The organism is Pseudomonas putida (assembly GCA_041071465.1).
Lineage (GTDB): Bacteria > Pseudomonadota > Gammaproteobacteria > Pseudomonadales > Pseudomonadaceae > Aquipseudomonas > Aquipseudomonas putida_P.
Map to the genome: position 1 here is coordinate 3,264,073 of CP163498.1, position 16,929 is coordinate 3,281,001.

Here is a 16,929-nt window from a genome sequence, read left to right on the forward strand (position 1 = left end):
CCCGTAGTTTTGGGGCTATTTGCCGGTACTCCAGGCGCGCCTCGGGTCAGAGGCGGAACTCGTGGCCCAGGTAAACCTCTTTGACCAGATCGTTGGCAAGGATGGTTTCGGCGTCGCCTTCGGCAATCAACCGGCCATCGTTGACGATGTAGGCGGTTTCGCAGATATCCAGGGTCTCACGCACGTTGTGGTCGGTGATCAGTACACCGATACCTTTGGCCTTGAGGTGGTGGATGATCTGCTTGATGTCGCCGACCGAGATCGGGTCGACACCTGCGAACGGTTCGTCCAGCAGGATGAACTTGGGTGCGGTCGCCAGGGCGCGGGCAATTTCGACGCGGCGGCGTTCACCGCCGGACAGGCTCATGCCGAGGTTGTCGCGGATGTGGCTGATGTGGAACTCCTGCAGCAGGCTTTCCAGCTCCTTGCGGCGGCCTTCGCGGTCCAGGTCCTTGCGGGTTTCGAGGATGGCCATGATGTTGTCGGCCACCGACAGCTTGCGGAAGATCGAAGCTTCCTGCGGCAGGTAGCCGATACCGGCGCGCGCACGGCCATGCATGGGCTGATGGCTGACATCGAGGTTGTCGATCAGTACCCGGCCCTGTTCGGCCTGGACCAGCCCGACGATCATGTAGAAGCAGGTGGTCTTGCCGGCGCCGTTAGGGCCGAGCAGGCCGACGATCTGGCCGCTGTCGATCGACAGGCTGACATCACGTACCACCTGCCGGCCCTTGTAGCTCTTGGCCAGGTGCTGGGCTTTGAGGGTTGCCATTTACTCGGCCTTCTTCTTGGGCTGGATCACCATGTCGATACGCTGACGCGGTGTAGTCACGTTGCCACCGCGACCGGCGGTCGCCACCTGGGTCTGGGTGTTGTAGACGATCTTCTCGCCTTCGGTGGTGTTGCCTTCGTTCTCGACCTTGGCGCGGTCGGTGAGGATCACCAGGTCCTTCTGCGACTGGTACTGGATGGTCACGCCCCAGCCCTTCATCTTGTCCGGCTTGGCTGCGCTCTGCTGCTGCTCGAAGTAGGCCAGGTTGCCCACCGAGGTCACCACGTCGATATCGCCGGAGGCGGAACGGGTGATGGTCACGGTGTTGCCTTTGATCATCATCGAACCCTGGGTGATGATCACGTCGCCGGTGTAGGTGGCCACGCCTTGCTTGTCATCCAGGTGGGCGTTATCGGCCTGGATGCGGATAGGCTGGTCACGGTCATTCGGCAGGGCGAGGGCGCTCGCGCTTCCCAGTGCTGCGCTCAGGCTGAGCAAAAGGGGGAGGGTTTTAACGAGCCTCATACTGTCCTCTTACGTTAGAGAGCAAGTCCATCTTGCCTTCTTTCAAATACGCTTTCATTCCTTTGCCCGTAGTTGTGCCACCGGCGCCGTCGATTCTAACGGCTTGCTCGGTCTGCGCATATTGCTTCTGCGGGAACACGGTCATGCGTGAGCTGGTAATGATGGTTTCACGCTGCTTTTCGTCGGTGCGGGCAACCCGTACCTTGTCGATCAGCTCGACCTCGGTACCGTCCGGGTTGACCTCGGCGCGGGTGCTTTGTACGTGCCACGGGTATTCGGTGCCGCGGTACATGTGCAGGTCCGGCGTGGTCAGCAGGGTAATTTCGCTGGCCTTGAGGTGCTCGACCTTGTCGGCGGTCATTTCGTACTGCAGCTTGCCGTCGGGCAGGAACTGCACGCTGTGGGCGTTGATCGCGTAATAGTCGATGGCGCTTTCGTCGACTTGGGCCACCGGCTTGTCGAGGAAGCTTTCCGGGCTGACATTCCAGTAGCCAATGGCTACCAGCAGGGCGGCGATCGCCCCGAGCAGCACAATGTTTCGGGCTTTCTTGCTGAACATGGGCAGCCTTACAGGTAGTTGGCGTTGGCAGCGTCCAGGGTGCCCTGGGCCTGCATGATCAGTTCGCAGAATTCACGGGCCGCGCCTTCGCCACCGCGTGCCTGGGTCACGCCATGAGCGTGCTGGCGTACGAACGGTGCGGCGTTGGCTACAGCCATGCCCAGTGCCACCCGGCGAATCACCGGCAGGTCGGGCAGGTCATCCCCCAGGTAGGCCACTTGATCATAGCTTAGGCCCAGTTCGGCGAGCAGGCCGTCAAGCACCACCAATTTATCCTCGCGCCCCTGATACAGGTGCGGGATACCGAGGTTCTTGGCGCGACGCTCGACCACCGGGGTCTTGCGCCCGCTGATGATGGCGGTGGTCACCCCCGAGGCCATGAGCATCTTGATGCCCTGGCCATCGAGCGTGTTGAAGGTCTTGAATTCGCTGCCGTCCTCGAGGAAGTACAGGCGCCCGTCGGTGAGCACGCCGTCCACGTCGAATACCGCGAGCTTGATGCTCTTGCCGCGTTGCATGAGGTCCTGGTTCATTCCATCGCTCCTTTACATTACGCCGGCGCGCAGCAGGTCGTGCATGTTCAGGGCGCCGGTCGGGCGGTCCTCGCGGTCCACCACCACCAGGGCGCCGATCTTGTGGTCTTCCATGATCTTCAGGGCTTCGGCGGCGAGCATTTCGGCCCGCGCGGTCTTGCCATGAACGGTCATGACCTGGTCGATCAGGGTGGTGTGCACATCGATGTTGCGGTCCAGGCTGCGGCGCAGGTCGCCGTCGGTGAAGATCCCGGCCAGCTTGCCATCGGGCTCGACGATCACGGTCATGCCCAAACCTTTGCGGGACATTTCAAGCAGCGCATCCTTGAGCAGGGTGCCGCGAGGTACCTGAGGCAGCTCATCGCCGCTGTGCATGACGTTCTCGACCTTCAGCAGCAGGCGGCGGCCCAGCGCACCGCCTGGGTGCGAGAAGGCGAAGTCCTCGGCGGTGAAGCCGCGGGCCTCGAGCAGGGCGATGGCCAGCGCGTCACCCAGTACCAGCGATGCCGTGGTGGAGGAGGTGGGCGCCAGGTTGAGCGGGCAGGCTTCTTGCTCGACACGGGCGTCGAGGTTGACCTCGGCGGCCTGTGCCAGCGGCGAGTCCGGGTTGCCGGTCAGGCTGATAAGTTTGATGCCCAGGCGTTTGATCAGCGGCAGCAGGGTGACGATTTCGGCAGTGCTGCCGGAATTCGACAGGGCAAGGATGACATCATCGCGGGTGATCATGCCCATGTCGCCATGGCTGGCTTCGGCCGGATGTACGAAAAACGCCGGGTGCCGGTGCTGGCGAGGGTTGCGGCGATCTTGTTGCCGATGTGCCCGGACTTGCCCATGCCGACCACGACAACCCGGCCCTTGCTGGCCAGGATGAGTTCGCAGGCCTTGACGAAATTGTCGTCGATGCGCGCCAGCAGGGCCTCTACGGCCTCGAGTTCCAGGCGCAGGGTGCGTTGGGCGGATTGGATCAGCTCGCTGGATTGGCTCATGTCGAAAAAGCAGTGCCTGATGAAAAGGCCGCGATTATACGCGCAATGAAGAAAACCCTCACCCCTTCGATTGCTGTAGCGAATGTCATCAAAGCCTGTCTCGGGGCTGAACGACTGCTTGCCTGGCCTTGGGGCGGCGCTGTCAGCGGTGCTATAGTTCGCCGCTATTCGGCCTGCCAGGGGTGCGTGTGCCTTCCTGATGGAGGCCGGCGTCCATTAGGACGAGGCTGCACTAGCAAGGAGTCTAGATGAGTGTGGATAGCGCCTACGCGGTCGAGTTGAAGGGGGTTACCTTCAAACGCGGTTCGCGCAGCATTTTCAGCAACGTCGACATCCGCATCCCGCGCGGCAAGGTCACCGGCATCATGGGACCATCGGGTTGCGGCAAGACCACGTTGCTCCGCCTGATGGGTGCGCAGCTGCGCCCTTCCAGCGGTGAGGTATGGGTGGCCGGCCAGAACCTGCCGACGCTGTCGCGCAGCGACCTGTTCGACGCCCGCAAGCAGATGGGTGTGCTGTTCCAGAGCGGCGCGCTGTTCACCGACCTCGACGTGTTCGAGAACGTCGCGTTCCCGCTGCGCGTGCATACCCAGCTGTCGGATGAAATGATCCGTGACATCGTGTTGATGAAGCTGCAGGCCGTGGGCCTGCGCGGCGCCATCGACCTGATGCCCGACGAGCTGTCCGGTGGCATGAAGCGCCGAGTGGCGCTGGCTCGGGCGATTGCCCTGGACCCGCAGATCCTCATGTACGACGAACCGTTCGTCGGCCAGGACCCGATCGCCATGGGGGTACTTGTGCGCCTGATCCGCCTGCTCAACGACGCCCTGGGCATCACCAGCATCGTGGTTTCCCATGACCTGGCAGAAACCGCCAGCATTGCCGATTACATCTACGTGGTAGGTGATGGCCAGGTGCTGGGCCAGGGCACGCCTGATGAGCTGATGGGCTCGGACAACCCACGGATTCGCCAATTCATGAAAGGCGACCCGGACGGCCCGGTACCCTTCCACTTTCCCGCGCCTGACTACCGCGCCGACCTGCTGGGGGCGCGTTGATGCGCAGAAAATCCTTACTCGAACGTGTCCGTCTGCTGGGCCGTTCGGCAATCGACGTGCTGGCCGTGCTCGGGCGTTCGTGCCTGTTCCTGTTCCATGCGCTGGTCGGTCGCGGCGGCATTGGCGGCGGCTTCCAACTGCTGACCAAGCAGCTGTACTCGGTGGGTGTGCTGTCGCTGGCGATCGTTGTCGTGTCCGGGGTATTCATCGGCATGGTGCTGGCGCTGCAGGGTTACAGCATCCTGACCAAATACGGCTCGGAACAGGCGGTAGGGCAAATGGTTGCCCTGACCCTGCTGCGTGAGCTTGGCCCGGTGGTGACGGCGCTGCTGTTCGCGGGCCGTGCCGGTTCCGCGTTGACCGCCGAAATCGGCAACATGAAGTCCACCGAGCAGTTGTCGAGCCTGGAAATGATTGGCGTCGACCCGCTCAAGTACATCGTTGCGCCACGTTTGTGGGCCGGTTTCATCTCGCTGCCGCTGCTGGCGCTGATCTTCAGCGTGGTCGGTATCTGGGGTGGCTCGTGGGTGGCGGTGGACTGGCTGGGCGTCTACGAGGGCTCGTTCTGGGCCAACATGCAGAACAGTGTTTCATTCACTGACGACGTGCTCAACGGGCTGGTCAAGAGCCTGGTGTTCGCTTTCGTCACAACCTGGATCGCCGTTTTCCAGGGGTACGACTGTGAGCCCACCTCAGAAGGGATCAGCCGTGCCACCACCAAGACCGTGGTCTATGCCTCGTTGGCAGTGCTGGGTCTGGACTTTATTCTGACCGCCTTGATGTTTGGAGATTTCTGATGCAAAACCGCACCCTGGAAATCGGTGTCGGCCTGTTCCTCCTGGCCGGGATCCTGGCGCTGCTGCTGCTGGCCCTGCGAGTCAGCGGGCTGTCGGCCAGCCCGAGCAGCGATACCTATAAAGTTTATGCCTACTTCGACAATATCGCCGGTTTGACGGTCAGAGCTAAAGTGACAATGGCCGGTGTGACCATCGGCAAGGTCACCGCCATCGATCTGGACCGTGATTCCTACACCGGTCGGGTGACGCTGCAACTGGACAAGTCGGTGGACAACCTGCCGACCGACTCCACTGCCTCGATCCTGACCGCAGGTCTGCTTGGCGAGAAGTACATCGGCATCAGCGTGGGCGGTGAAGACCAGGTGCTCAAGGAGGGCGCGACCATCCATGACACCCAGTCGGCACTGGTGCTGGAAGATCTGATTGGCAAGTTCCTGCTCAACTCTGTTGGCAAGGAACCGAAAGAAGCGCAACCGGCTAATTAAGGAGTTTCCATGATTTCGATCCTGCGACGTGGCTTGCTGGTCCTGCTGGCGGCCTTCCCCTTGCTGACCATGGCTGCGCAGACACCGCACGATGTGGTCCAGGGCACCACCAATGAACTGCTCGGCGACCTCAAGGCCAACAAGGAGCAGTACAAGTCCAACCCCAACGCCTTCTATGAATCGCTGAACCGCATTCTTGGGCCGGTGGTGGACGCAGACGGTATTTCCCGCAGCATCATGACCGTCAAGTACTCGCGCAAGGCTACCCCGGAGCAGATGCAGCGCTTCCAGGAAAACTTCAAGCGCAGCCTGATGCAGTTCTATGGCAATGCCCTGCTCGAATACAACAACCAGGGTATCGTTGTCGATCCGGCCAAGGCCGATGACGGCAAGCGCGCCAGTGTCGGCATGAAGGTGACCGGCAACAACGGTGCCGTGTACCCGGTGCAGTACACCCTGGAAAACATCGGCGGTGAGTGGAAGGTGCGTAACGTGATCGTCAATGGCATCAATATTGGCAAACTGTTCCGCGATCAGTTCGCCGATGCCATGCAGCGCAACGGCAACGACCTGGACAAGACCATCGATGGCTGGGCCGGCGAAGTGGCCAAGGCCAAGCAGGCGGCCGACAACTCGCCAGAGAAGACCGTCCAATGAGTGAGGCCGGTGTGAGCATGGCCGAGCCGGGCGTACTGCGCCTGGCGGGTGTGCTGGACTACCGCAGCGGCCCGGCCTTGCGCAAGCAGGGCAAGGCGCTGATCGACGGTTCTCGCGAGCCACGTCTGGTGCTTGATTGCTCGGCTGTCGAGAAGTCGTCGAGTGTCGGCTTGTCGCTATTGCTTGCGTACATTCGCGACGCGCAGGCCACCGGCAAGGCGTGCGAGGTACGTGGCATGCCCGACGACATGCGGGAAATTGCCGGGGTCTACGACCTTGATGAAGTGCTGGCAACCTGATGGCCCGGCGCGGATGATGGCCCCTCGGTCAGCGAAGCCTTCGTTGGGCTTCGCAGGCGAGGGGCTTTTTTGTATGATGGCCGACCCGTGCGCATCGGGCGCCGATTGAGGTTGAGCATGCAGGCCGTAGAAGTTAAAAGCTTCCTTGAAGAGAAATTGCCGGGTTCCCGGGTCGAAGTTGAAGGCGAAGGCTGCAACTTCCAGTTGAACGTGATCAGCGACGAGTTGGCTGGCCTGAGCCCGGTCAAACGCCAGCAGGCGATCTATGCTCACCTGAATCCGTGGATCGCCAATGGCAGCATCCATGCGGTAACCATGAAATTTTTCAGCAGCGCAGCCTGGGCTGAGCGCACCTGAGCCAACTTGGCGGCGAGATTCCAATGGACAAACTGATTATTACTGGCGGCGCTCGTCTTGACGGCGAGATCCGCATTTCGGGCGCGAAAAACGCAGCCCTGCCGATTCTGGCGGCGACCCTGCTGGCCGATGGCCCGGTCACCGTGGGCAACCTGCCACACCTGCACGACATCACCACCATGATCGAGCTGTTCGGGCGCATGGGCATCGAGCCTGTGATCGACGAAAAGCTGTCGGTGGAGATCGACCCACGTACCATCAAGACCCTGGTTGCGCCTTACGAACTGGTCAAGACCATGCGCGCCTCGATCCTGGTGCTGGGCCCGATGGTTGCCCGATTCGGCGAAGCCGAAGTGGCCTTGCCTGGCGGCTGCGCCATTGGTTCGCGCCCGGTCGACCTGCACATCCGCGGCCTTGAGGCCATGGGTGCGAAGATCGAAGTAGAAGGCGGCTACATCAAGGCCAAGGCACCTGAAGGTGGCCTGCGTGGCGCGCACTTCTTCTTCGACACCGTGAGCGTGACCGGTACCGAGAACATCATGATGGCCGCAGCCCTGGCCAAGGGCCGCAGCGTGCTGCAGAACGCCGCGCGCGAGCCTGAAGTGGTTGACCTGGCCAACTTCATCAACGCCATGGGCGGCAACGTCCAGGGCGCTGGCACCGATACCATCACCATCGATGGCGTCGAGCGCCTGCACTCGGCCAACTACCGTGTGATGCCGGACCGTATCGAAACCGGTACCTACCTGGTCGCCGCCGCCGTGACCGGTGGCCGCGTCAAGGTCAAGGACACCGACCCGACCATCCTTGAAGCCGTACTGGAAAAACTCAAGGAAGCCGGCGCTGACATCAACACTGGCGAAGACTGGATCGAGCTGGACATGCACGGCAAGCGGCCCAAAGCCGTCAACCTGCGTACGGCCCCGTACCCGGCGTTCCCGACCGACATGCAGGCGCAGTTCATCTCGCTGAACGCCATTGCCGAAGGCACTGGCGCGGTGATCGAGACCATCTTCGAAAACCGCTTCATGCACGTTTACGAAATGCACCGCATGGGCGCGCAGATCCAGGTCGAAGGCAACACTGCCATCGTCACCGGCGTCAAGGCGCTGAAAGGCGCGCCGGTCATGGCCACCGACCTGCGAGCTTCCGCCAGCCTGGTATTGTCGGCGCTGGTTGCCGAAGGCGATACGTTGATCGATCGCATCTACCACATCGACCGTGGTTACGAGTGTATCGAAGAGAAACTGCAGATGCTCGGCGCAAAAATCCGCCGCGTACCGGGCTAAATAGCCCGCTGGTGCAAGGACGCACCTTTCGAATTGAATGCGGCCAGGTCGATGACCTGGCCGGCAGCAGCCGCTTAAGGACCGACGTTCCAATGTTGACCATCGCGCTTTCCAAAGGCCGTATTCTCGACGATACCCTGCCGTTGCTGGCCGAGGCCGGTATCGTGCCGACCGAGAACCCGGACAAGAGCCGCAAACTGATCATCCCCACCACGCAGGACGACGTGCGCCTGCTGATCGTGCGTGCCACCGATGTGCCGACCTATGTCGAGCATGGTGCTGCCGACCTGGGTGTGGCCGGCAAGGACGTGCTGATGGAGTACGGCGGCCAGGGCCTGTACGAGCCCCTGGACCTGCAGATTGCCCAGTGCAAGCTGATGACCGCTGGCGTGGTCGGCGCACCCGAGCCCAAGGGCCGCCTGCGTGTGGCCACCAAGTTCGTCAACGTAGCCAAGCGCTACTACGCCGAACAAGGCCGCCAGGTCGACATCATCAAGCTGTATGGCTCGATGGAGCTGGCACCGCTGATCAACCTTGCCGACAAGATCATCGACGTGGTCGACACCGGCAACACCCTGCGTGCCAACGGCCTGGAGCCCCAGGAACTGATCGCCACGATCAGCTCGCGCCTGGTGGTCAACAAAGCCTCCATGAAGATGCAGCACGCCCGCATCCAGAACTTGATCGACACGCTGCGCCAAGCGGTCGAATCGCGACACCGCGGCTGATTCCTGAGCGCGGCCTTCGCTGTCGCGCCCGTCTATCCGCGTCATAGCCATTTTTCTCAGGTGCCCGCGCGGATGGACTGGTAGCCTAGGGCGCCTGAGCATTCGCTAATAATCGAGGCCCTCGCCATGACCGTGTCCACTGCAATTGCCCGTCTCAACGCTGCTGATCCGGATTTCGCCCGACATCTGGATCATCTGCTGAGCTGGGAAAGTGTGTCTGATGACGCGGTCAACCAGCGCGTGCTCGACATCATCAAGGCCGTGCGTGAGCGTGGCGATGCCGCGCTGGTGGAATTCACCCAGCGTTTCGATGGTGTCGATGCGAAGTCGATTGAAGACCTGATCCTCAACCGCGAACGCCTGGAACTGGCGCTGACCCGCATTACCCCTATCCAGCGCGAAGCCCTGGAAAAGGCCGCCAACCGTGTGCGCATGTACCACGAACGGCAGAAGCAGGACTCCTGGCAGTACACCGAAGCCGACGGCACCGTGCTCGGCCAGAAAGTCACCCCACTGGACCGTGCTGGCCTGTACGTGCCAGGCGGCAAGGCGTCGTACCCGTCGTCGGTGCTGATGAACGCCATCCCGGCCAAGGTTGCCGGCGTGGCCGAAGTGGTGATGGTAGTGCCGACCCCGCGTGGTGAGGTCAACGAACTGGTGCTGGCCGCCGCGTGCATCGCCGGTGTCGACCGTGTGTTCACCGTCGGGGGGGCTCAGGCTGTCGCTGCGCTGGCCTACGGTACCGAAAGCGTGCCGCAGGTCGACAAGATCGTCGGCCCTGGCAACATCTACGTTGCCACCGCCAAGCGCCACGTGTTCGGCCAGGTAGGCATCGACATGATCGCCGGCCCGTCAGAAATCCTCGTGGTCTGCGACGGCCAGACCGACCCGGACTGGATCGCCATGGACCTGTTCTCCCAGGCCGAACACGACGAAGACGCCCAGGCCATTCTGGTTAGCCCGGATGCCGCCTTCCTCGACCGCGTTGCCGCCAGCATCGACAAGCTGATGCCGACCATGGAGCGTGCCGAGATCATCGAGAAGTCGATCAATGGCCGTGGCGCGCTGATCCAGGTGCGTGACATGCAGCAGGCCATGGATGTGGCCAACCGCATCGCCCCGGAGCACCTGGAGTTGTCGGTGGCCGACCCGCAGGCCTGGCTGCCGCACATTCGCCACGCTGGCGCGATCTTCATGGGCCGCCACACCAGCGAAGCGCTGGGCGACGACTGCGCCGGCCCCAACCACGTGCTGCCCACCTCCGGCACCGCGCGCTTCTCGTCGCCGCTGGGGGTGTATGACTTCCAGAAGCGTTCGTCGATCATCTTCTGCTCCGAGCAGGGTGCATCCGAATTGGGCCACACCGCCTCGGTCCTGGCCCGTGGCGAGTCGCTGACCGCCCACGCCCGTAGCGCCGAATACCGTATCCTGACCCAAGACAAGGGGAACTGAGCATGAGTCGATTCTGGAGCCCCTTCGTCAAGGACCTGGTGCCTTACGTGCCGGGCGAGCAACCCAAGCTGGCCCGCCTGGTCAAGCTGAACACCAACGAAAACCCCTATGGCCCGTCGCCCAAGGCGCTGGAGGCCATGCGTGGCGAGTTGAACGACAACCTGCGCTTGTACCCGGACCCGAACGGTGATCGCCTCAAACAAGCGGTGGCCGAGTACTACGGCGTGACACCGGCGCAAGTGTTTGTCGGCAACGGCTCGGACGAGGTGCTGGCGCACATCTTCCACGGTCTGTTCCAGCACGATGCACCGCTGCTGTTCCCCGATATCAGCTACAGCTTCTACCCGGTGTACTGTGGCCTGTACGGTATCGCCTTCGAACAGGTGGCGCTGGACGAGCAGTTCCAGATCCGCATCGAGGATTACAACAAGCCCAATGCAGGCATCATCTTCCCCAACCCCAACGCGCCGACCGGCTGCTTGATGCCGCTGCAAGCGGTGGAGCAATTGCTGCTGGCCAACCGTGATTCGGTGGTGGTGGTGGATGAGGCCTACATTGATTTCGGTGGTGAAACGGCCATCAGCCTGGTGGACCGCTACGATAATCTGTTGGTGACCCAGACGCTGTCGAAGTCGCGTTCGCTGGCAGGCTTGCGCGTTGGCCTGGCGGTTGGGCACCCCGACCTGATCGAGGCGCTGGAGCGAATCAAGAACAGCTTCAACTCCTACCCGTTGGACCGTGCGGCCATCGTCGGCGCGGCGGTGGCGTTCGAGGATCGCGAGTACTTCGAGCAAACCTGCCGCAAGGTGATCGAAAGCCGCGAAGTGTTGGTCGGCGAGCTGCAGGCCAAGGGCTTCGAGGTGTTGCCATCAGCGGCCAACTTCATCTTCGCCCGCCACCCGCAGCAGGATGCCGGCGAGCTGGCGGCACGGCTGCGCGAGCAGGGCGTGATCGTGCGCCACTTCAAACAGCCACGCATCGCCCAGTTCCTGCGTATCACCATCGGTACACCGGAGATGAACCAGGCGCTGCTGGACGCGTTGAGCTGACTGTATCCGCAGCCTTCGCGGGGCGGCCTGGGGTGACGAACGCCTTGGCCGCCGGCCGGTTGCGCACCGCCGCCGGTGTACCATCGAGCACCAGCACATAATCGTTCTGCTTTCCCATGCCCTCCGGATCAGTCCATTGCCCGTCGCTGGCTGCTACCTGGGCAACCACTTGCCCGTTCTTGATGATCGTCAGGTAGCCATCGGCGTTGCTGTTCCAGCGCAGCCGCCCTGTGTTCTCATCGGCCCGCACCTTGCGTACGCCGGTGTTGCCCAGCAAAGGTGTGCCGTCCAGTAGCCACTCCGGCTGCAGCTTGAGGCCCATGTGGCGCAACACCGTGGGCGCTACCGAGGTTTGCGCAGGTAGCCCATACAGGTTGTTGGGGCCAGGCATTTCTGCGGGAATGCTCAGTTCGGTCAGTTCCTGATTCAGCGGCTTGCTGCTGGCGATGAAGATGCTCTTCTCCTGCTCTGAAACGCTGCCGTGGCCTTTTCCCCAATAATCCCGGCCGTGGTCGGTGCTGACGATAACCAGCCAGTCTTCCTGCGGGAACATGCGGCGCCGCTGGTCCACCTTGTCCAGTAAATGCCCGATCTCGATGTCCACCTTGCGCAATGCCTGCAGGTAGCGCTGGCCGTAACCCTCGTTGTGGCCGACTTGGTCAGGTTCGTCCAGTTGAATGAAGGTGAAGTCGGCAGGTGTATTGCCGAGGATCTGCAACGTACGTTCGGTCACCTGTGCATCCGTCAAACCACTTTCGCGCACGTCGGCGCCGTGCGCGTCTTCCAGCAGAAATGCCGTGTTGATGGGGGGCCAGTTGACGATGCTGGCAAGGTAAGCGTTAGGGAAAGCCTGGCGTAACCGCTTGAACAGGCTGGGAAAGGCCGGGTTTACCCGCTGTGAGTCGGCGTTTGAGTCAACGCCATGTTTGTTGCTCCACACGCCGGTCAGCAAGGTGACCCAGCCGGGACCGCTCAAGGTCGGTTGTTCGCTGGCCGTGCCATTGATGCCACCGGCGTAGGCCTTGCCGTAGTAAAGCCGTTGCGCCAAGTTGGTGGCGTCGCCCAGTTGCAGGTACTGCTGCAATTGCACGCCGCCAAGGCCAATGAACAAGGCTTTGGGCTGGCTTGGATGCCGGGCCGGCTCGCAGCCCGGCAGCAGGGCCAGGAGCAGCAGTAACAACAGGTTCACGCGTCGCATCAACGTATACCTTGAGAGTACGTTGTGAGCGTTGCAACAAAGGCCTATGCCCACAACTGGCAGAAATGACAGGTGGTTTACGGCGTTGCCCGCTATCCAGTAAGCTGCGCAAATTCATCGGATGATTGGTTGAGTGGCATGAGTACAGAATTGACCAAGCGTTCCTTGGTGGAACTGGCGGTTGAACGTATGCGCGAACGCATCGTTTTGGGCGACTGGCAGGTCGGCCAGCGCCTGCCGACCGAACCGGAACTGGCCCTGCAGCTGGGCATCAGCCGTAACACCGTCCGTGAGGCCATGCGCGTGCTGGCTTTCAGTGGCCTGGTAGAAATCCGCCAGGGTGATGGCAGCTACCTGCGCACGGCCCAGGACCCGCTGCAGGCGGTGCAGGCAATGTCGCGCTGCACCCCCGAGCAGGCCCGTGAAACCCGCCATATCCTCGAAACCGAGGCTATCGGCCTGGCGGCCTTGCGACGTACCGACGCCGACCTGCAGGCGCTACGTGATGCCCTGGCAGGCAGTGCCGGGCACTTTCACGGGGATGTCGATGCCTATGTGACGTGTGATCTGGTGTTTCACCAACGGCTGGTCGATGCCGCCCACAACCCGGCGTTAAGCGAGCTGTATCGTTACTTTTCCGGGGTGGTGGCTGCCGCGCTGCAGCGCAACATGGCGACCGTGCCACGCTGCCAGGCCACGTTCGACCTGCATGGGCAGATCCTCGACGCCATCGAGCAACGCGACGCGGAGCGGGCCAAGCGCCTGAGCCGTACCCTCATCGAATCCTGACTCCGAGAAGGCCATGGCTGAATCAATCACACGCAATACCCCGCCAAAGGAGCGCGAGCTCGATGAGCTGCTGATCGACGCTGAAGCTGACGACGAGCAGGTGCAGCAGCAGCCCGTGCTGCTGAGGCGGCCCTGGTTTTTGTTGCTGGGCCTGGTGCTGGTGGCGTTGAACTTGCGCCCGGCGCTGTCGAGCATGGCGCCGGTGCTGGGCCAGGTGTCCGAGGGCCTGGGGCTCAATGCCTCGCAGGCAGGCTTGCTGACCACCTTGCCGGTGCTGTGCCTGGGCCTGTTCGCGCCGCTGGCGCCTGCGCTGGCACGGCGCTTTGGCAGCGAGCGGGTGATCGTCGGCATTCTGGTTACCCTGGCGCTGGGTATCGGGGTGCGAAGCACATTTGGCGTCACCGGGGTGTTTCTCGGTAGCCTGATGGCGGGTGCCAGCATCGGCATTATCGGCGTGTTGCTGCCGGGTATCGTCAAGCGCGATTTCCCGCAGCACGCTGGCACGCTGACCGGTGTGTACACCATGGCTTTGTGCCTGGGCGCGGCCATGGCGGCGGGGGCCACCGTACCCTTGGCCCAGCATTTCGACGGTAGTTGGGCGCTGGGGCTGGGCTTCTGGGGGCTGCCGGCCTTGCTGGCCATGCTGGTGTGGCTGCCTCAGGCCCGGCACGGGCATGGCCTGCACAAGGTTGCCTATCGCGTGCGTGGCCTGTGGCGCGACCCGCTGGCCTGGCAGGTGACCCTGTACATGGGGCTGCAGTCGTCGTTGGCCTACATCGTCTTTGGCTGGTTGCCGTCGATCCTGATCGGCCGCGGCCTAAGCCCGACCGAGGCGGGGCTGGTGCTGTCGGGCTCGGTGATCGTGCAGTTGATCAGCTCGCTCACAGCACCTTGGTTGGCCACCCGTGGCAAGGACCAACGGCTGGCTATCGTGGTGGTCATGTTGATCACCCTGGCGGGGTTGTTCGGTTGCCTGTATGCACCGATCTCCGGGCTGTGGGGCTGGGCCGTGGTGCTTGGTCTGGGGCAGGGCGGTACTTTTGCCCTGGCGCTGACCTTGATCGTGCTGCGCTCGAAGGACGCGCACGTTGCGGCAAACCTGTCGAGCATGGCCCAGGGGGTCGGTTACACCCTGGCGTCAATGGGGCCATTTGCGGTGGGGTTGGTGCATGACATGACCGGGGGCTGGGCGGCAGTGGGGTGGATTTTCGCGGTGCTGGGTACTGGCGCCATCGTGTTCGGGCTGGGTGCCGGGCGGGCGTTGCATGTACAGGTGACAAGCGAGAAGGTCTGAGTGCCGGCACTGGTATAAGCCTTCGGGGCGGATTATCGTGCTGCTTTCGACCCGAGGACGGACCAGCCCCCATGAGCGACGCCAACCGCGACCTGATCACCCGCTTCTACCAGGCCTTCCAGCGCCTGGATGCCGAGGCCATGCTGGCCTGCTACAGCGACGATATCGTTTTCAGCGACCCGGTGTTCGGGACCCTGCGCGGCAAGGACGCGGGCGATATGTGGCGGATGCTCACCAGCCGCGCCAAAAACTTCACCCTGACGTTCGACAGCGTCCGCGCTGATGAGCGCACGGGTGCTGCGCACTGGGTGGCAACCTACCTGTTCAGCCAGACCGGCCGTGTCGTGGTCAATGACATCCAGGCGCGCTTTGTCATTCGCGATGGGCTGATCTGCCAGCATGACGACACGTTCGACCTGTGGCGCTGGTCGCGGCAGGCGCTTGGGGTGCCCGGCATGTTGCTGGGTTGGTCGCCGCTGTTGCAGAACAAGGTCCGCCTGCAAGCATTCAAGGGTTTGCGCGCCTTCCAGCAGGCCCAAGGTGAGTGAAGTCGTCGAACCTGTGGTTGGTAAACCCTGGTTTGTCTACCTGGTACGGGCGGCCAATGGCTCGTTGTATTGCGGCATCAGCGATGATCCGCAACGGCGCTTCGTGGCACATCAGAAGGGGCAGGGCGCCCGCTACTTCAAGACCAGCCCGGCCCAGGCGCTGGTGTATGTGGAGCAGTGGCCGGATAAAGGCGAAGCGTTGCGCCAGGAACGGTTGGTGAAGCGGCTGCGCAAGTCGGCGAAGGAGGCACTGGTGGCCTCCTTCAAAGGCGTTGGGGGAATCAGTCCTTGCGGCGCTTCAGCTGATCGACCAACGTCGTCGGCAGCCCCTTGATGATCAGGGTGCCCGCAGCTTCGTCATATTCAACCTTGTCACCCAGCAAGTGCGCCTCGAAGCTGATCGACAGGCCTTCGGCGCGCCCGGTGAAGCGGCGGAACTGGTTCAGTGTGCGTTTGTCCGCGGGGATTTCCGGCGACAGGCCGTAGTCCTTGTTGCGGATATGGTCGTAGAACGCTTTGGGCCGGTCCTCGTCGATCAGGCTGGACAGTTCCTCCAGCGTCACCGGTTCGCCCAGCTTGGTCTGGGTGGTGGCGTACTCGACCAGGGTCTGGGTCTTTTCGCGGGCGGATTCTTCCGGCAGGTCTTCGCTTTCGACAAAGTCGCTGAAGGCCTTGAGCAGGGTGCGGGTTTCGCCCGGGCCATCAACGCCTTCCTGGCAGCCGATGAAATCGCGGAAGTAATCCGAGACCTTCTTGCCGTTCTTGCCCTTGATGAACGAAATGTACTGCTTGGAGTTCTGGTTGTTCTTCCACTCCGACAGGTTGATGCGCGCCGCCAGGTGCAGCTGGCCAAGGTCGAGGTGACGTGACGGGGTGACGTCCAGCTCGGCGTTCACCGCCACGCCTTCGCTGTGGTGCAGCAGGGCGATTGCCAGGTACTCGGTCATGCCTTGCTGGTAGTGGGCAAACAGGATGTGCCCGCCGGTGGACAGGTTGGACTCTTCCATCAGCTTCTGCAGGTGCTCGACAGCGACGCGGCTGAAGGCGGTGAAGTCCTTTTCCTCATCCAGGTACTGTTTGAGCCAGCCGCTCAGCGGGTAGGCCCCCGATTCGCCGTGGAAAAACCCCCAGGCCTTGCCTTGCTTGGCGTTATAGCTGTCATTGAGGTCGGCCAGCAGGTTTTCGATGGCATCGGAGGCCGCCAGTTCAGAGTCGCGAGCATGCAGCACGGCGGGGCTGCCATCGGGCTTTTTGTCGATCAGGTGAACGATGCAATGACGAATTGGCATGGAATTCTCGGCGAGCTGCAAAAGTCGCCAAGTTTACCCTACACGCAAGGTGATGCAGTGGCCGTATGTTGGCAGATATGTCGGTTGTTCGTTTTTTGTTCAATTTTGTACGAATTAAGCTAAAACCCCCGAAAAACCTGCATTAAATCGAAGCGTGCAGCGGATATTTATCCATTCCTGTGGTAGTTTTGCGCGGTCTTGCGCCCCTCGTGTGGCGCATTGCTGGCAGCGTGCTTTCGTCGTGTCGAACCAAACGCCGATTTAC

Annotated in this window: 20 protein-coding genes and 1 pseudogene; 14 read left to right on the forward strand and 7 right to left on the reverse strand. The window is 62.2% G+C overall.

The window, feature by feature from the left end:
- Nucleotides 1–46: 46 nt before the first annotated feature.
- The 5 genes and pseudogenes from lptB to AB5975_15090 all read right to left on the reverse strand — a co-directional run bounded on the left by lptB (nt 47) and on the right by AB5975_15090 (nt 3,375).
- The gene (gene lptB, locus AB5975_15070; protein ID XDR18021.1) at nt 47–772 is read right to left on the reverse strand and encodes an LPS export ABC transporter ATP-binding protein; all 726 of its coding nucleotides are present in this window, start codon (nt 770–772) and stop codon (nt 47–49) included.
- Nucleotides 773–1,297: a lipopolysaccharide transport periplasmic protein LptA gene (gene lptA, locus AB5975_15075; GenBank protein ID XDR18022.1), complete on the reverse strand. Its 525-nt coding sequence runs from the start codon at nt 1,295–1,297 to the stop codon at nt 773–775.
- Nucleotides 1,284–1,856 (reverse strand): LPS export ABC transporter periplasmic protein LptC, encoded by a 573-nt coding sequence (lptC, locus tag AB5975_15080; protein ID XDR18023.1) that lies wholly within the window; start codon nt 1,854–1,856, stop codon nt 1,284–1,286. The genes lptA and lptC overlap by 14 nt, the downstream gene beginning before the upstream one ends.
- Before the next feature lie 8 nt (nt 1,857–1,864).
- Nucleotides 1,865–2,389 carry a KdsC family phosphatase gene (locus tag AB5975_15085; GenBank protein ID XDR18024.1) on the reverse strand — a complete coding sequence of 175 codons (525 nt, stop codon included), beginning with the start codon at nt 2,387–2,389 and terminating at the stop codon, nt 1,865–1,867.
- Nucleotides 2,390–2,401: 12 nt separating this feature from the next.
- Nucleotides 2,402–3,375 (reverse strand): annotated as a pseudogene (locus AB5975_15090) (SIS domain-containing protein).
- A gap of 248 nt (nt 3,376–3,623) precedes the next feature.
- Between AB5975_15090 and AB5975_15095 the strand changes: the two are divergent.
- From AB5975_15095 to hisC, 10 genes are all read left to right on the forward strand, one after another.
- On the forward strand, nt 3,624–4,433 hold the full coding sequence (locus tag AB5975_15095) for an ATP-binding cassette domain-containing protein (protein ID XDR18025.1): 810 nt from the start codon (nt 3,624–3,626) through the stop codon (nt 4,431–4,433).
- Nucleotides 4,433–5,230 (forward strand): lipid asymmetry maintenance ABC transporter permease subunit MlaE, encoded by a 798-nt coding sequence (gene mlaE / locus AB5975_15100; GenBank protein ID XDR18026.1) that lies wholly within the window; start codon nt 4,433–4,435, stop codon nt 5,228–5,230. Before AB5975_15095 ends, mlaE begins: the two co-directional genes overlap by 1 nt.
- Nucleotides 5,230–5,715 carry an outer membrane lipid asymmetry maintenance protein MlaD gene (gene mlaD, locus AB5975_15105; GenBank protein ID XDR18027.1) on the forward strand — a complete coding sequence of 162 codons (486 nt, stop codon included), beginning with the start codon at nt 5,230–5,232 and terminating at the stop codon, nt 5,713–5,715. Before mlaE ends, mlaD begins: the two co-directional genes overlap by 1 nt.
- Before the next feature lie 9 nt (nt 5,716–5,724).
- Nucleotides 5,725–6,372 carry a phospholipid-binding protein MlaC gene (locus tag AB5975_15110; GenBank protein ID XDR18028.1) on the forward strand — a complete coding sequence of 216 codons (648 nt, stop codon included), beginning with the start codon at nt 5,725–5,727 and terminating at the stop codon, nt 6,370–6,372.
- Nucleotides 6,369–6,671: a lipid asymmetry maintenance protein MlaB gene (locus tag AB5975_15115; GenBank protein XDR18029.1), complete on the forward strand. Its 303-nt coding sequence runs from the start codon at nt 6,369–6,371 to the stop codon at nt 6,669–6,671. Before AB5975_15110 ends, AB5975_15115 begins: the two co-directional genes overlap by 4 nt.
- Before the next feature lie 117 nt (nt 6,672–6,788).
- The gene (locus AB5975_15120; GenBank protein ID XDR18030.1) at nt 6,789–7,028 is read left to right on the forward strand and encodes a BolA family protein; all 240 of its coding nucleotides are present in this window, start codon (nt 6,789–6,791) and stop codon (nt 7,026–7,028) included.
- Between the two features lie 23 nt (nt 7,029–7,051).
- Nucleotides 7,052–8,317: a UDP-N-acetylglucosamine 1-carboxyvinyltransferase gene (gene murA / locus AB5975_15125; GenBank protein XDR18031.1), complete on the forward strand. Its 1,266-nt coding sequence runs from the start codon at nt 7,052–7,054 to the stop codon at nt 8,315–8,317.
- Between the two features lie 92 nt (nt 8,318–8,409).
- On the forward strand, nt 8,410–9,045 hold the full coding sequence (gene hisG / locus AB5975_15130; GenBank protein ID XDR18032.1) for an ATP phosphoribosyltransferase: 636 nt from the start codon (nt 8,410–8,412) through the stop codon (nt 9,043–9,045).
- Nucleotides 9,046–9,171: 126 nt separating this feature from the next.
- Complete coding sequence (gene hisD, locus AB5975_15135) at nt 9,172–10,497, forward strand: histidinol dehydrogenase (protein ID XDR18033.1); 1,326 nt, start codon at nt 9,172–9,174, stop codon at nt 10,495–10,497.
- Between the two features lie 2 nt (nt 10,498–10,499).
- Complete coding sequence (gene hisC / locus AB5975_15140) at nt 10,500–11,546, forward strand: histidinol-phosphate transaminase (protein XDR18034.1); 1,047 nt, start codon at nt 10,500–10,502, stop codon at nt 11,544–11,546.
- Here the strand turns inward: hisC and AB5975_15145 are convergent.
- Nucleotides 11,494–12,744: an alkaline phosphatase family protein gene (locus AB5975_15145; protein XDR18035.1), complete on the reverse strand. Its 1,251-nt coding sequence runs from the start codon at nt 12,742–12,744 to the stop codon at nt 11,494–11,496. The genes hisC and AB5975_15145 overlap by 53 nt on opposite strands.
- Nucleotides 12,745–12,882: 138 nt before the next feature.
- Here AB5975_15145 and AB5975_15150 point away from each other — a divergent pair, with 138 nt between their 5' ends.
- From AB5975_15150 to AB5975_15165, 4 genes are all read left to right on the forward strand, one after another.
- Entirely contained in the window at nt 12,883–13,533 is a 651-nt protein-coding gene (locus AB5975_15150; GenBank protein XDR18036.1) for a FadR/GntR family transcriptional regulator, read from the forward strand.
- 13 nt (nt 13,534–13,546) lie between these two features.
- Nucleotides 13,547–14,827 carry a CynX/NimT family MFS transporter gene (locus AB5975_15155; GenBank protein XDR18037.1) on the forward strand — a complete coding sequence of 427 codons (1,281 nt, stop codon included), beginning with the start codon at nt 13,547–13,549 and terminating at the stop codon, nt 14,825–14,827.
- A gap of 71 nt (nt 14,828–14,898) precedes the next feature.
- Entirely contained in the window at nt 14,899–15,375 is a 477-nt protein-coding gene (locus AB5975_15160) for a nuclear transport factor 2 family protein (GenBank protein ID XDR18038.1), read from the forward strand.
- On the forward strand, nt 15,368–15,709 hold the full coding sequence (locus tag AB5975_15165) for a GIY-YIG nuclease family protein (protein XDR18039.1): 342 nt from the start codon (nt 15,368–15,370) through the stop codon (nt 15,707–15,709). The genes AB5975_15160 and AB5975_15165 overlap by 8 nt, the downstream gene beginning before the upstream one ends.
- Here AB5975_15165 and yejK read toward each other — a convergent pair.
- A complete protein-coding gene (yejK, locus tag AB5975_15170) occupies nt 15,657–16,664 on the reverse strand; it encodes a nucleoid-associated protein YejK (GenBank protein XDR18040.1) in 1,008 nt (335 codons plus the stop codon). The two genes, AB5975_15165 and yejK, sit on opposite strands and share 53 nt — an antisense overlap.
- Between the last annotated feature and the right edge of the window lie 265 nt (nt 16,665–16,929).